The organism is Pseudomonas sp. GW821-FHT09E04 (assembly GCF_059416185.1).
Window position 1 is genome coordinate 781,353 of record NZ_JBWKOR010000004.1, and the last position, 14,033, is coordinate 795,385.

General features: G+C 60.6%; 13 protein-coding genes. 5 read left to right on the top strand and 8 right to left on the bottom strand.

Going from position 1 to position 14,033, the window contains the following annotated elements; genetic code table 11:
• Positions 1–209: 209 nt before the first annotated feature.
• Positions 210–1,268, bottom strand: coding sequence for a PA0069 family radical SAM protein (locus AC07N4_RS18660; protein ID WP_102621152.1), 1,059 nt, complete (start codon positions 1,266–1,268; stop codon positions 210–212).
• Between the two features lie 233 nt (positions 1,269–1,501).
• On the opposite strand from AC07N4_RS18660, the gene AC07N4_RS18665 reads away from it, so the two are divergent.
• Positions 1,502–1,804: a hypothetical protein gene (locus tag AC07N4_RS18665; RefSeq protein ID WP_102621151.1), complete on the top strand. Its 303-nt coding sequence runs from the start codon at positions 1,502–1,504 to the stop codon at positions 1,802–1,804.
• A gap of 53 nt (positions 1,805–1,857) precedes the next feature.
• Here AC07N4_RS18665 and AC07N4_RS18670 read toward each other — a convergent pair whose 3' ends face one another.
• Genes AC07N4_RS18670 through AC07N4_RS18680 form a run of 3 tightly spaced genes read right to left on the bottom strand, consistent with a single transcriptional unit; the run spans position 1,858 to position 5,705 of the window.
• Positions 1,858–3,159, bottom strand: a complete 1,302-nt coding sequence (locus tag AC07N4_RS18670; protein WP_493065546.1) for a c-type cytochrome — start codon at positions 3,157–3,159, stop codon at positions 1,858–1,860.
• A gap of 12 nt (positions 3,160–3,171) precedes the next feature.
• The gene (locus AC07N4_RS18675; RefSeq protein ID WP_096822445.1) at positions 3,172–4,956 is read right to left on the bottom strand and encodes a GMC family oxidoreductase; all 1,785 of its coding nucleotides are present in this window, start codon (positions 4,954–4,956) and stop codon (positions 3,172–3,174) included.
• A 2-nt stretch (positions 4,957–4,958) separates the two neighbouring features.
• Positions 4,959–5,705 carry a gluconate 2-dehydrogenase subunit 3 family protein gene (locus AC07N4_RS18680; RefSeq protein WP_493065545.1) on the bottom strand — a complete coding sequence of 249 codons (747 nt, stop codon included), beginning with the start codon at positions 5,703–5,705 and terminating at the stop codon, positions 4,959–4,961.
• Positions 5,706–6,003: 298 nt separating this feature from the next.
• On the opposite strand from AC07N4_RS18680, the gene AC07N4_RS18685 reads away from it, so the two are divergent.
• Positions 6,004–6,648, top strand: a complete 645-nt coding sequence (locus AC07N4_RS18685) for a dual specificity protein phosphatase family protein (protein ID WP_096822447.1) — start codon at positions 6,004–6,006, stop codon at positions 6,646–6,648.
• Here the strand turns inward: AC07N4_RS18685 and AC07N4_RS18690 are convergent.
• The 3 genes from AC07N4_RS18690 to prlC all read right to left on the bottom strand — a co-directional run bounded on the left by AC07N4_RS18690 (position 6,635) and on the right by prlC (position 11,164).
• Complete coding sequence (locus tag AC07N4_RS18690) at positions 6,635–8,686, bottom strand: M3 family metallopeptidase (RefSeq protein ID WP_493065544.1); 2,052 nt, start codon at positions 8,684–8,686, stop codon at positions 6,635–6,637. The two genes, AC07N4_RS18685 and AC07N4_RS18690, sit on opposite strands and share 14 nt — an antisense overlap.
• 112 nt (positions 8,687–8,798) lie before the next feature.
• Positions 8,799–9,089: a YheV family putative zinc ribbon protein gene (locus AC07N4_RS18695; protein ID WP_007953955.1), complete on the bottom strand. Its 291-nt coding sequence runs from the start codon at positions 9,087–9,089 to the stop codon at positions 8,799–8,801.
• The gene (gene prlC / locus AC07N4_RS18700) at positions 9,086–11,164 is read right to left on the bottom strand and encodes an oligopeptidase A (protein ID WP_493065543.1); all 2,079 of its coding nucleotides are present in this window, start codon (positions 11,162–11,164) and stop codon (positions 9,086–9,088) included. The genes AC07N4_RS18695 and prlC overlap by 4 nt, the downstream gene beginning before the upstream one ends.
• Before the next feature lie 62 nt (positions 11,165–11,226).
• Between prlC and AC07N4_RS18705 the strand changes: the two genes are divergently transcribed.
• Together AC07N4_RS18705 and AC07N4_RS18710 are read left to right on the top strand one after the other, a co-directional pair.
• A complete protein-coding gene (locus tag AC07N4_RS18705; RefSeq protein ID WP_085647197.1) occupies positions 11,227–11,772 on the top strand; it encodes a gamma carbonic anhydrase family protein in 546 nt (181 codons plus the stop codon).
• Positions 11,773–11,800: 28 nt separating this feature from the next.
• On the top strand, positions 11,801–12,451 hold the full coding sequence (locus AC07N4_RS18710; protein WP_493065542.1) for an HAD family hydrolase: 651 nt from the start codon (positions 11,801–11,803) through the stop codon (positions 12,449–12,451).
• A 3-nt stretch (positions 12,452–12,454) separates the two neighbouring features.
• Here the strand turns inward: AC07N4_RS18710 and AC07N4_RS18715 are convergent, their stop codons facing one another.
• Complete coding sequence (locus AC07N4_RS18715; RefSeq protein ID WP_493065541.1) at positions 12,455–13,540, bottom strand: aminopeptidase; 1,086 nt, start codon at positions 13,538–13,540, stop codon at positions 12,455–12,457.
• Between the two features lie 59 nt (positions 13,541–13,599).
• Here AC07N4_RS18715 and AC07N4_RS18720 point away from each other — a divergent pair, with 59 nt between their 5' ends.
• Complete coding sequence (locus AC07N4_RS18720) at positions 13,600–14,022, top strand: PA0061/PA0062 family lipoprotein (protein ID WP_096822451.1); 423 nt, start codon at positions 13,600–13,602, stop codon at positions 14,020–14,022.
• Positions 14,023–14,033: the final 11 nt, after the last annotated feature.

The window sequence follows — 14,033 nt, forward strand, 5'->3', positions numbered from 1 at the left end:
TCGTTCCCGTGTATTCCGGTATGAAGCCAGTGGCTGTTTAAAAACATCCGGGTCATCCCGACCCGTCAGTCACTCGATGAACAAGGTAACCGCCGAAACTTAACTCAAACTGAATCAAGCGCTCTAGAACGTGTGTTCCAGGTCACAAAAAACGTGACCAGCGTAACCGGGCAAGCAATTCCCTCCACTCAACCATAGGCCAATTGTCCCTAAATCAGCGCCATCTGGCGACCCGGCGGACAAAAGGCTGTGCAATCCAGATTGAAACCTTCGCGGTGATTGAGTCCCAGGCGTTTCAACGCCTTGGCGAAGCGTTGCGCGAGCAGGTCGGCGAACGGCCCTTCACCGCGCATCCGTGCGCCAAAACGGCTGTCGTACAGCTCGCCGCCACGACTCTGGCGGATCAGGCTCAGCACATGGGCGGCGCGCTGCGGGTAATGTGCTTCAAGCCATTCCTCGAACAGCGGCGCCACTTCCAGCGGCAGGCGCAGCATCATGTACGCGGCGCTCTGGGCACCGGCGGCGTGGGCTTCGGTCAGCAGGCTTTCGATTTCGCTGTCGTTGATCATCGGAATCATCGGCGAACACAGCACACCGACTGGAATCCCTGCTTCGCGCATCACCCGGATCGCCCGCAATCGGGCCTTGGGCGCGGCGGCCCGGGGTTCGAGAATGCGTTTGAGCTCATCGTCCAGGGTGGTGAGGCTGATCATCACCGCCACCAGCCGTTGCTGCGCCAGTTCGGTGAGCAGATCGAGGTCACGCAGGATCAGCGAGCCCTTGGTGACGATGGTCACCGGGTGCCGGTAGCGCAGCAATACTTCGAGGGTCTGGCGAGTGATTTTGTGTTCGCGTTCGATCGGTTGATACGGGTCGGTATTGGAGCCCAGATTGATCGGCGCACATTGATAGCCTTTTTTCCCAAGCTGCTCTTCCAGCACCTGGGCGGCGTTGGTCTTGGCGATCAGCTTCGTTTCGAAATCCAGCCCCGGCGACATGTCCCAATAGGCGTGACTCGGCCGCGCGTAGCAATAAATGCAGCCATGCTCGCAACCGCGATAGGGATTGATCGAGCGGTCGAAGGGCAAGTCCGGCGAGCTGTTGCGGGTGATGATGGTCTTCGCGGTTTCGAAGCGGACTTCGGTGCCCTGGGTCAGTGGCACTTCCTGATACCAGCCATCGTCTTCGGCCACCGAACGACTGGGTGCGAAGCGGTTGTGCGGGTTGGTCGCGGTGCCGCGACCGCGCGGGGGCAAGAGGCTGGTCATCACAGGTGTCCTTTGTCTGTATATACATACAGTATCCGCAAGGTGGCAGATGATCCACTACCGTTCGGCCGTCCATCAAGAAATCGCGCGGTTAGTTGTAAGTTTATTTAGATGTAAAGTTGTAGTTGCGAAAATTAAAGAAACATAAGTTGGCTGTTCGTTTACTGTTCAAGTTCGTAGTATTCACTCCGCTTCACAACACTTGATTATATAAAAGACAAAAGGAATTGATGATGTCGTTTTTTAATTCGCGCGGTATTTTTCTGCAATTGATGCAACCCGGCCCATCGGAGCCCAATACACTGGTTTCCATGGAACTTGCGCGTAAAGAGTTGGGTTGGGATGCCGAAGCCGGCGTACAGACTGAAATGCTGGTTGACCCGATTTTCGTCACCGCGACCTCCAGGGATGGCGGCCATACCTTCAGCATTGGCCGTCTGGAGCACGATGTGGATCGCGACGGTGAGATCGGTGAGCAGGATCGAGCCAAGCTGGTTGCCCTGGCCAAAGCCTATGCCAGTATTACCAATCCGTAACAACTATTGAATGAACAACCCCTGCATGATTGATCATGCAGGGGTTGTTGTGCTTAGTTGTGACTGGTTACTTGTCCAAGGTCGCCGGCTGATGTTGTAGTCATATCGTCGGTTCGTAACTTGGCAACATCTTTCGCAGTAATGGCGGAGGCCTTGTTACCCCAACTTCCACGAATAAAACTCACGACATCCGCCACTTCCTGATCCGACAGACGCCAGGCGAAGCCAGGCATGGTGAAGGTCGACGGAGCAGTGTGCGTCGCAGGCAGCGTGCCGCCCTTGAGCACGATGTGGATCAGCGACGTCGGGTCTTCCGATTGCAACACCGGGTTGCCCGCCAGCGCCGGGAACACCCGGGTGTAGCCGTGGCCATCGGTGCGGTGGCACGCCGCGCAGTTGTCGATGTACACCGACGCGCCACGCTGACTGTCATCACCGTTCCATAAAGCCTTGGCGGCTTTCTCGTCGTACTGATGTGGCTGGTCGGCAGGATCATTGGCCGGCAGCGACTTCAGGTATCGGGCGATCGCAGTCAGGTCGGCGTCGGTCATGTATTGCATGCTGTGGGTGACCACGTCGCTCATGCCGCCGAACACCGCACTGCGGTCGCTGCGGCCGGTCTTGAGGAACTGCACCAGTTGCTCCTCGCTCCAGCCGCCGAGGCCGTCCTTGTGGTCGCCGCGCAGGCTCTTGGCGATCCAGCCTTCCAGCGGCGCGCTGCCTGACAGAAAACTGCTGCCTTCGGCCGCGCTCAGGGATTTTTCCTGCATGGTCAGGGCCCGTGGCGTATGGCAGGCGCCGCAATGTCCGAGGCCTTCCACCAGATACGCCCCACGGCTGACGACGGCATCGTCCGACGCGGGTTTGTAGTCCTCGACCTTCGGCGCAAACAACCAGCGCCAGCCCATCAGCGGCCAGCGCATGCTCAATGGCCACGGGATGTCGCTGGCCTTGTTCTCCTGCGCCACCGGTGCAACGCCGTGCATGAAATAGGCGTAGAGCGCCTGCATATCATCCTGACTGACACGGGCGTAGGACGGGTACGGCATCGCCGGGTACAAGGTACTACCGTTTTTGGCGACGCCATGACGCACAGCCTGGTCGAACTCTTCGAAGCTGTAGCCGCCCAGCCCGGTGTTGTCCGGGGTGATGTTGGTCGAGTAGATCGTGCCGATCGGGGTTTCCATCGGCAGGCCACCGGCGAACGGCTTGCCGTCCTTGGCTGTATGGCAAGCCACGCAGTCACCGGCACGGGCGAGGTATTCACCTTTTTTGATCAAGGATTGATCAACTTCGGCGCCGTAAAGGGATGCGCTGCCGAGCAGCGCCAGGGTCGCGATAACGAGAGTTTTCATGGTCATCGCTCCTTAAGCCTGAACCAGCGGGCCGGGGTTTTTCAGGTATTGCTCGCGGATCGCTTTCGCCGACCAGTAGGTCAGCGCGGCGACCAGCCCGGTCGGGTTGTAACCCAGGCCCTGCGGGAATGCCGACGCGCCCGGGACAAACACGTTGTGCACGTCCCAGCTCTGCAAGTAGCGGTTCAGCGCGCTGGTCTTCGGATCGGTGCCCATGATCGCGCCACCGTTGAGGTGGGTGGTCTGGTACGACGCAGTGTTGAAGTGCTCACCGACTTTCTTGCCAAGCACGGCAATGGCTTTCGGGCCCATGGCTTGCGCGACCTTGCCCATTTTTTCGACCATGAAGCGGTTCATCTTGATGTCGTTTTCCTGCCAGTCGAAGGTCATCCGCAGCAGCGGCAGGCCGTAGGCATCGCGGTACACCGGGTCCAGATCGAGGTAGTTGCCACGGTAGGACTGATGCGCGCCGTGAGCGTCCATCGACACTTGGTGGGTGTAGTAATCGGCGGTCGCGCGTTTCCAGTCGCTGCCCCAGGCCGGGGTGCCCGGCGGGTTGGAGGTGCCGGCAATTGGACGGCTGCCGGCCTGGTTGACCCACATCGGCGAGCCCCCGACGAAACCGTGTGGCCCGTGGTCGAAGTTGTCGGCGTTGAAGTCGTCCAGCGCCACGCCGTTGCCGCCGGCGCCGATGAAGTTGTTGGTGTGGGTGTCCTTGTCGAAGAACGCCTTGATGGTCGCCATGTTCTGGTAGGCGAAGTTACGTCCGACCACGCCTTCGCCGCTGACCGGATCGTACGGTTTGCCGATGCCGGAGAGCAGCATCAGCCGTACGTTGTGCAACTGGAACGCGCCGAGGATCACCAGATCCGCCGGTTGCTCGATCTCGCGACCCTGGCCGTCGATGTAGGTGACGCCGGTGGCTTTGGTTTTCGTGCTGTCGAGGTTGACCCGCAGGACGTGGGCGTTGGGCCGCAGTTCGAAATTCGGCAGCGGTTTCAGCGCCGGCAGAATGTTCACGTTCGGCGAGGCCTTGGAATACATGTAGCAAACGTAGCCGCTGCAGAAGCCGCAGAAGTTGCACGGGCCCATCTGCGCGCCGTAAGGGTTGGTGTACGGCCCTGACGTATTCGCGGAAGGCAGGTTGTAGGGTTTGTAACCGACTTCGGTAGCCGCTTTGCCGAACAGTTGTGCGGAAACCGTGTTCTTCTGCGCTTCCAGCGGAAACGGGTTCGAACGATCCGGCGCGTATGGGTTACCGCCCTTGCCCTGGCCGACCAGTTGGCCTTTCACGGTCCAGGCCTGGCCGGAGGTGCCGAAGACTTTTTCGGCGAAATCGAAGAACGGTTCCAGTTCTTCATAGCTGACGCCGAAGTCCTGGATGGTCATGTCCTTGGGGATGAAGCTTTTGCCGTAACGCTCTTCGTAGTGGCTGCGCATGCGCAGCTCGATTGGATCGACACGAAAGTGCACGCCCGACCAGTGCAGCCCGGCGCCGCCCACGCCATTGCCCGGCAGGAACGCGCCCAACTGGCGGTTCGGCAGGGCGATGTCATTGACGCTGTGACGGATGGTGACGGTCTCTTTGGAGATGTCCTGGAAGAGTTTTTTCCGCACGCTGTAGGTGAGTTCGTCGATCACCTGGGGATAGTTGCCGTCAGGGTAGGTGTCCTGCATCGGCCCGCGTTCCAGCGCCAGCACGTTGAGACCGGCTTCGGTCAGCTCCTTGGCCATGATTGCGCCTGTCCAGCCGAAACCGACGATCACTGCGTCGACCTTCTTCATTACCGTTGCCATGCTCACGCCCTCTCGCCGCGAATCGAAACTGCCGGGAAGGGGTATTGCTCGTTGCGTTCCACCCAATCCATGAAATCGGCGCGGGCGCCGGGGAAGCCGATCATGGTCCAGCCGACCATGCCTTTATTGCCACCGTGGATCGGGTCGCAGAAGAACCCCTCCTTGGTGTTTTGCAGCAAAAGATTGAAGAAAATCTTCGCTGGAACGCTGTCGAATTGCGGTTTTCCGGCTTCCAGCTGCTTGAGCAGATCGTCTCGGGTAGCGCTGTCTTGCTCGGCAAATGTTTTGCCATTGAGGGATTTTGCCCACTGATCCGTGGCGGCGATGCCGAGGCGATAGATCTCTTTTGGCACCAGTTTGCTCTGCCAGCCCATCTCGGGCGCAGCGTCGGCATTGAACGGGCCTTGCATGTACCAGAGGGCACCGGCGGCGTACGGCGTGTTCATCTGGCGGTCGATGTATTCCGGTACGCCAGCCTCGAGAGCGCCAGGGCCCTGGGCATCGTTGGGGATCAGTTGCGCGACGGCGGCATTGATGAATGCCCACTCTTCGGCGGTGAAGTAGTTCGGCTGATAGACGCCCGCGTCAGCGCCGGCCGGTTTTGCCGGTGCCGCAGCCGGTGCGCTTTCCGGGGCGGCTTGCAGCACGCTGCTACCGAGTCCGGTGCCGGCGAGGGTGACCACCGGGATCAGGGTCAGGGATTTGCGCAAAAACTCACGCCGCGGGTTGTCTCGATCTTGATCAGACATGGGGTGCACCTCATCAGGCATTGATGGTTATCAGCCGCTTCTGGGGACGGCTTTTGAGTGGTCGGTTGCGACGTGGCCGGAAATGACCCGGAAAAGGGGGACGCGTCTGCAACATGATGTGACAAATGGTAGCAGCCTAACCAACCGGATGAATCGATTCAGCCGAAAAAAAGCCCGGATTTGCGACGAAGGATGTCCCTGGCTTCACGTTTCTTTGACAAACGCCTCACAGGGATTTGACTGGACAACCCTCAAGCTGCGGCCCTCACTGACGAATCCCACACGGTCACCACTCAGCATGTCCTTGAAGCGTTTTTCCTCTGCGATCTGTTTCTCGCTGCTTGCCCTGCTCGGCTCGATCCCGGCCCACGCCGCAGATGCGCCGGTTTCTCGTCCTCCGGAATGGGCGCAACCGGTCGAAGTGAAATACAACTTCTTTCAGATGTCGCCCACGCTTTATCGCAGTGCGCTGCCTGACGCCGGTGCCGTGCCGTTGCTGCAAAACCTGAAAGTGGCCACGGTCATCAACTTTCTGCCGGAAGCGGATTCGAGCTGGCTGAACGCTCCTGGCATCAATCAGGTGCAACTGCCGTATCGCACCAATCATGTCGATGACAGCGACGTGCTCAAGACCTTGCGCGCGATCCAGACCGCCGAAGCCAACGGCCCGGTGTTGATGCATTGCAAGCACGGCTCCGACCGCACCGGCCTGATGGCCGCGATGTACCGCATCGTGGTGCAGGGCTGGAGCAAGGAAGACGCCCTGAACGAAATGACCCAGGGCGGTTTCGGTGAAAGCGGTCACTTCAAGGACGGCGTTCGCTACGTCATGCAGGCTGATGTCGAGAAGCTGCGTACCGCGCTGGCCAATGGCGATTGCAGCACCAGTGCGTTCGCTACTTGCTCGATGAAGAGCTGGTTCCAGACCGTCAATCTGAAGTAACCCGTCGGATGATCGAACGGCCGGCACCCACGTCTTCACTGACTGGCCGGCCGACGAACGCTTCTACCGCTTCCAGCAAGGGGCGCCCGGCCCCGGGTGCAAAGAACGTTTCCCGGAACGCCCGGCCGGTCTGCGGCCTGAACACCCAGTCATGACTGAAGCGTTTGAACGCTTCTTGAGCCACCACCCCTGACCAGACATAGGCGTAAACCGAGGCGTCGTACTGGGTCACCATGTAATCGAAACCATTGGCGAACCGGTGACCGTCCGGTAGTTGCAGGTGAATCATCGTCCTCTGCACGTCGGCGCAAACCGCTTCGACAGAGCGCCCATCGCCGTGGGTCAGGTGCAGCTCGAAATCGATGATCGCGCCCATCAGCAGCAAGGCTTTTTGCCGGCTGGCGTGGGCCTGACTGGCCGTCAGGGCGGCGTCGACCCGTGAGGCACTCAGGCGCTCGCCGGTCTGGAAATGCGCGCCGAGCCACAGCACAAACTCTCGCGACTGACACCACTGCTCGAACAGTTGCCCGGAGAATTCCGCTGCCTCATGGCCCAGTTGCAGGATGCCGGACAGGGTGTGATGAGGTGAACGCGTCAGTACGTGCTGAAGGCAGTGGCCAAACTCATGAAAAAGTACCTGCAGGTCGTCGAGTTCGAGACGGTACGGATGGCTGTCAGTGGCCGGAGTGAAATTGCTGTAGAGCACAGCAATGGGGAGCGCCGGGCGCCCTTCGGCATTGATCCGGCGGTTGCGCAGCGTGGAGGTGCCGGCGAAATCCGCAGCGTTTTCGCGGTGAAACGGGTCGAGGTAGATGTAGCCGATGACCTGCTCGTGCTCGCTGATTTCCAGCAGCCGTACATCGTCATGCCAGTGCCTGCCGCCGATTTGCTCGACGATGCGGATCCCGAACATGCGCTCACAGAACAGACAGAGCCGGCGCAGGGTACCCTCGAGCGGGAAGTAATCACGCAGGTCGTCCAGCGCACCGGGAAACTGCTGCTGGCGCCATTGTTCGGCGAGAAAGTCTTCATCCCATGGCTGAATCCGGTCGATGCCGCGTTGCAACGCAAAGGCGGCCAGTTGTATGGCGTCCTGCTCGAGAGCCGGCGCCAACTGCGCAACCTGGTGCTGGAGAAAATCACTGACCCACGCTGTCGTCCCGGACATGGTTTTTGCCAGCGTCAGTTGCGCGGCGTTTTCGTGGCCCAGTAAACGGGCTTTCTGTTGGCGCAAGGCAAGCAACGCCGTCAGTACCGGGCCGTTATCGAAGCGGCCGGCCAACGGCCCCTGATCGGAGGCGCGGGTCGCGTAGGCCACACAGCATTCTTCCCGCAAGGCACGGTTCTCGGCGTACTTGAGGATGTGATTGCAGGTGTTCTGATCCAGACGGATCAGCCAGCCGTCATGGCCGGCCTCGCGTGCGGCGCGCGCCAGGCGATCCCTCATCGCCGGTGACAGACCCGCGAGCAGTGCAACGTCGTCGATACGTTTGCTCCAGGTCTCGGTCCAGCGTTCGAGGTGGGTCAAAAACACGGATTCCAGGCCGCCGATCTCAAGGTTCAACCGGGCCAGTTCCTGCTGTTGCTCAGTGGGAAGCTCGATGCCCGACTGCCTGAATTTGCGCAGTATCCGCGCCAGCACGATCTTGCGTGACTCATCGAAGTTGGCCGCGATCGAACTCCGCGCTAAACGCTGGTAGGCCTCGTATAACGGGCGATTGCGGGATTTTTCGGAACGATACTGATTGATTGCCAGATGCGCCTTGGCGCTTTCCACGAGCCACGTGGCATCGTCGGACCTGACCATCGACAACGTTTCGAGAATCGAGCGGACTTCATTGAGACGGGCATCCGCTTCATCGATGCTCAGCACCAGATCATCCCAGCCGGGGTGCTCGGCCTGACTGGCGATTACTTGCGCAATGATTTGTCGGTTGACGGCAATGATGCTGTTGATCGCCGGTAGCAGATGCTCGGTGCGAATATCCGGCCAGGGTGGCAGGGTCCAGTGTTGCAGGAGGGGATTGGAGTCAGGCATGGCAGCTTCCTTCGAGGCATGGCGGAAACGGCCAGCCTACGAAGCAAGTGCAGAGGACGGGTGTTAAGCCAATACCACCTTCCACCGGGATTCGGCAGAAGGTGGTTCTGGATCAGTGTTGCTCGTCGGGCTTCTTCTTCAGTTTCGGATTCGGGAAGAACTGCACCGCCTGAACCGTTTTGTCCGGGGCCGGCTTGAGCGCGCTGGTGTTGACCCGCGTGCCCAGCTCTTTTGGAACCGACAACCCTTGTGCGTTCAGCGTATCGCTATAGCCGCACGCTACGCATTCGCGGTGCGGGACATCGTCCTCGCTCCACATCATCAGCTTGTCCGGCTCGCTGCACGCCGGGCAGACGGCCCCGGCGATAAAGCGTTTTTTGGTTTTCACAGGTGCCTCACTCATGCTGCCGCGTCCTCACTCAGGCCGCTGTGGCGCAAGAGTGCGTCAATCGATGGCTCACGGCCACGGAAGTCGACGAACAGCACCATCGGCTCCTGCGAGCCGCCGCGGGCCAGGATCGCCTCGCGGAAGGCGCGACCGGTGTCGGCATTGAGCACGCCGTCTTCTTCGAACTTGGAGAAGGCATCTGCCGACAGCACTTCCGCCCATTTGTAGCTGTAGTAACCCGCTGCGTAACCGCCGGCGAAGATGTGCGCGAAGCTGTTCGGGAAGCGGTTGTAGGCCGGAGGGCGCATCACCGAGACTTCGTTGCGCACGCCTTCCAGCACCTGCGCGACGCTGCGACCGTCACCGTGGGTGGCGTGCAGTTCGAAGTCGAACAGCGAGAACTCCAGCTGACGCACCATCATCAGGCCGGACTGGAAGTTCTTCGCCGCGAGCATTTTTTCCAGCAGATCCTGCGGCAGCGGCTCGCCGGTTTCGTAGTGGCCGGAAATCAGCGCCAGGCCTTCCGGCTCCCAGCACCAGTTTTCCATGAACTGGCTCGGCAGCTCGACCGCATCCCACGCCACGCCGTTGATGCCCGATACGCCGGCATGCTCGACGCGGGTCAGCAGGTGATGCAGGCCGTGACCGAATTCGTGGAACAGGGTGGTCACTTCATCGTGGGTCAGCAGCGCAGGCTTGCCGCTGTCGGCCGGCGTGAAGTTGCACACAAGGTTGGCCACCGGGCTTTGCAGCACGCCGTCGAGGGTGCGGCGACGGTCGCGGGCGCCGTCCATCCACGCACCGCCGCGCTTGTTGGCGCGGGCGTAGAGGTCGAAGAAGAAGCGGCCGACGTGCTGGCCGTTTTCCTTGATCTCGAACAGGCGCACGTCCGGATGCCAGGTATCGAAGCCTTTCAGTTCGGCGATCTCGATACCGTAAAGACGTTGAACGATAGCGAACAGACCGCCCAGCACTTTGTCGATCGGGAAATAGGCGCGCAGGGTTTCCTGGGCGACGCTGTAGCGTTGTTCACGGAGTTTTTCACCGTAGAAACCGCTGTCCCAGCTTTGCAGATCGGCGCAGCCCTGTTCGGCGGCGTAAGCCTTGAGCTGTTGCAGATCCTGGGCAGCGAACGGTTTGCTGCGCTTGGCCAGGTCGCGCAGGAAGCTCAGCACCTGGTCGCTGGATTCGGCCATTTTGGTCGCCAGGCTCAGTTCGGAGAAACTGGAGAAACCGAGCAGTTTTGCCAGCTCCTGACGCAGGTCGAGGATTTCGCCCATCACCGGGCCGTTGTCGTTCTGGCCGGCGTTCGGGCCTTGATCCGACGCACGGGTGCAGTAGGCGGCGTAGACTTCTTCGCGCAGCGCACGGTCCTGGGCGTAGGTCATCACCGCGTAGTAGCTCGGGAATTCCAGGGTGATCAGCCAGCCGTCGAGGCCTTTGGCCTGTGCCGCAGCAGCCATTTGCGCCTTGGCCGAATCGGTCAGGCCGGCGAGGGCGGCTTCGTCGGTCAGGTGCTTGGTCCAGGCCTGGGTGGCGTCGAGCAACTGGTTGGAGAAGCGGCTGCCCAGCTCGGACAGCTTGCTCTGCACTTTGGCGTAGCGCTTCTGTTCGGCTTCCGGCAGGTCGATACCCGACAGGCGGAAATCGCGCAGGGCGTGTTCCAGGATAGTTTTCTGCGCCACGTCGAAACCGGCGGCTTCCGGGCTGTTTGCCAGGGCTTCATAGGCCTGGAACAGTTCGCGGTTCTGGCCCATCTCGGTGGAGTAGGCACTCAGGGCCGGCAGGCACGACTCGTAGGCTTCACGCAGTTCGGCGCTGTTGCACACGGCATTGAGGTGGCTGACCGGGCTCCAGGCAGCGCCCAGGCGATCATTGAGTTCGTCCATCGCCAGCACCAGCCCGGCCCAGGTCGGGTTCTGGCCCTGAGTCTTGAGGATCTCGGCGATGGCGGCGCGGTTGTCGGCCAGGATGGTTTCGATGGCCGGCTGCACGTGTTCGGCACGGATCGCGGAGAACGGCGGCAGGTCGTAGGACTGCAGAAGAGGGTTGTTCACGCTCACGGTTGGCACCTTGGCTGGAAGAAACATGCGCCCATCTTAATTACAATCGACACCCACCGCAGCTATCGGCGACAGAGAGAGAACTAATCGTGTCCCTTCGCAAGTACCAGAATCACACCCCACGCTTGAGCAAAGGCGCTTTTGTCGACGGCTCCGCGGTGGTGATCGGCGACGTCGAAATCGGCGAAGACAGCTCCGTGTGGCCGCTGACCGTGATCCGCGGCGACATGCACCGCATCCGCATCGGCGCGCGCACCAGCGTGCAGGATGGCTGTGTGTTGCACATCACCCACGCCGGCCCGTTCAATCCGGACGGCTTTCCGCTGCTGATCGGTGACGACGTGACCATCGCCCACAAGGTCATGCTGCATGGCTGCACCGTCGGCAGCCGCGTGCTGATCGGCATGGGCAGCATCGTCATGGACGGCGCGGTGGTCGAGGACGACGTGATCATCGGCGCCGGCAGCCTGGTGCCACCGGGCAAGCGCCTGGAAAGCGGTTTCCTGTACGTGGGCAGCCCGGTGAAACAGGTTCGCCCGCTGACCGACAAGGAAAACGCCTTTTTCACCTACAGCGCAGCGAACTACGTGAAGCTCAAGGACCTGCATCTGGCCGAAGGCTACGACCAGCTCTGACTTTTCTCTCTATTGCTCGGGATTTTTCATGCATTACCAGACCGTACTGTTCGACCTCGATGGCACCCTGACCGATCCGCGCGAGGGCATCACCCGCTCCATCCAGTTCGCCTTGAGCAAACTCGGTATTGATGAGCCGGACCTGACCAAGCTGGAACACTTCATCGGCCCGCCGCTGTTGCAGGCGTTCATGCAGTTTTATGGTTTTGATGAAGCCAAGGCGTGGGAGGCGGTGAATTTCTACCGCGAGCGTTTCAAGGTCACCGGGTTGTACGAGAACCGGGTGTTCGAGGGCGTCATGCCGTTGTTGGAAACCCTGAGTGGCCAAGGCCGGCAGCTGTATATCGCGACTTCAAAACCGTGGGTGTTCGCCCGGGAAATCGCTCGGCACTTCGATTTCGCCAAACACTTCAAAGTGATTTACGGCAGCGAGCTGGACGGCACCCGTACCAACAAGGTCGAGCTGATTGCCCACCTGATCGCAGAAGAAGGGCTGGATCCGGCCAATACGCTGATGGTCGGTGACCGCAAGCACGACCTGATCGGCGCCCGCAGCAACGGTCTGGATGCAGTGGCGGTGGGGTATGGTTTCGGCAGCCATGAAGAGCTGAGCGCCGAGGCGCCGGCTTATCACTTCGAAACCCTGGCCGAGTTGCATCAGGCGTTTCTGCAGCGCTGATCGTCAATCGGAGCGAAGGGCGGCCAGCTCACGCAGGGCTGTCTTTCGCTTGTCAGCCGGCAATCCGCCCAGTTTCTCCACCTGTGCATAGAACTTCAGCCAATCCCCGCCCACCTGCCTGAACAAGGCTGCAAACGCCGGCACCCACTGGTCATACAGCCCGAACGGCAACAACCGCGCATTGTTCAGCGGTGCATTGACCCAGGTGTCGTAGCGTTTGTCCCCGGCCCACTGGCTGTCGCGCATCGCCCGATAATCCCGGCGAAACCGTTCGAACTCGGCAGCCTTGTGTTCGCGCATGTGTTCGACGGGCATCGACTGGGCGTACAGCTTCTCCAGCCGGGTTCGGGTGTCGAGGATCAGTTGAATGAACTGGTCACGACGTTTGAGTTGAGCGTCATTTTCTGGCGGCAAGCCACGAAACGCCCGCCACTGCCGGGTGCCTTCCTGCTCGACGAAGGTCGCGTAAGACTCGTTGAACTCGGTGTCGTCCTTCACATAGAAACGTTGGTGGCCCAGCTCATGGAATATCAGCGTGGCCAAGCGTTCGTCACCCCAGCCCATCATCGAGTTGAGGATCGGGTCATTGAACCAGCCCAGGGTCGAATAGGCCTCGACGCCGCCAATCGACACGTCCATGCCTTGCAGGCGCTGAATCGCCGCCTCGCCCCGCGCCGCACTCTGGCTGTAGTAGCCGCGATAGGCCACGCAGCCGGCAATCGGGAAGCAATGGTTTTGCGGGCTCAGGGAAAACTCCGGGGTGGCGAACACGTTCCACACCACGTATGGGCGATGGATATCGGCGTACAGGCGATAGCTCTGGTTATCCGGCAGGTGCAGGTGTTGGCTGGCGAAGTCCCGGGCCTTCTGCGACTGGGCCAGGTGGGCACGCAGTGTGGCGTCCCGGCTCGGGTCGGCGATCACCTCGGCCACTGGCTCGCGCGCGCGCAGCAATTGCAGCTGACCACTGGCCAACTGACTGTAATAGCTGACGCTGGAACAACCGTTGAGCAGCAAAAGCAATGTGCTCGGAAACAAAACCCGCAAAACGCGATCAAGTAACCCAAGGCTTGGAAACGGCCTGATCACAATAAGAAATCCCCCGGAAAGTCTGATCGCAAGACTATCCCGCCCATTGGAGCTCCGCCATGCGCATGTTGATACTGACGGGAGGCCTGCTGACGCTGGCCGGTTGTGCCGGATTCGGAATGCCTTCGCCCGACCCCACGCAAGCCTGGATCGACCTGGATACACGGCAACAGGACACGGCGCTGCAAGCGCTGGAAGTCGACAAGAAGGCTGCCGTCGACAAACGTTACTTCGAAGTACAACCCGGCAGTCATGAACTGAAGGTGCGTTACCAGTTTCCGGTGGAGGCAACCAACATCGGCCCCGACGCGGAGCCCCTGTGGCGCGATTGCCAGTTGAACGTGACATTCAAGGACTTCAACGCCGGCCAGCGCTATCAGCTCCAGGCCGGCAATATCGGTTTCCGGCCTTGGGCCAAACTCTATGACCAGCAGCGCAACGTAGTCGGTCAGGGCAAACCGGCAGGCTGTCAGCGCACCTGATCGGCGTTATG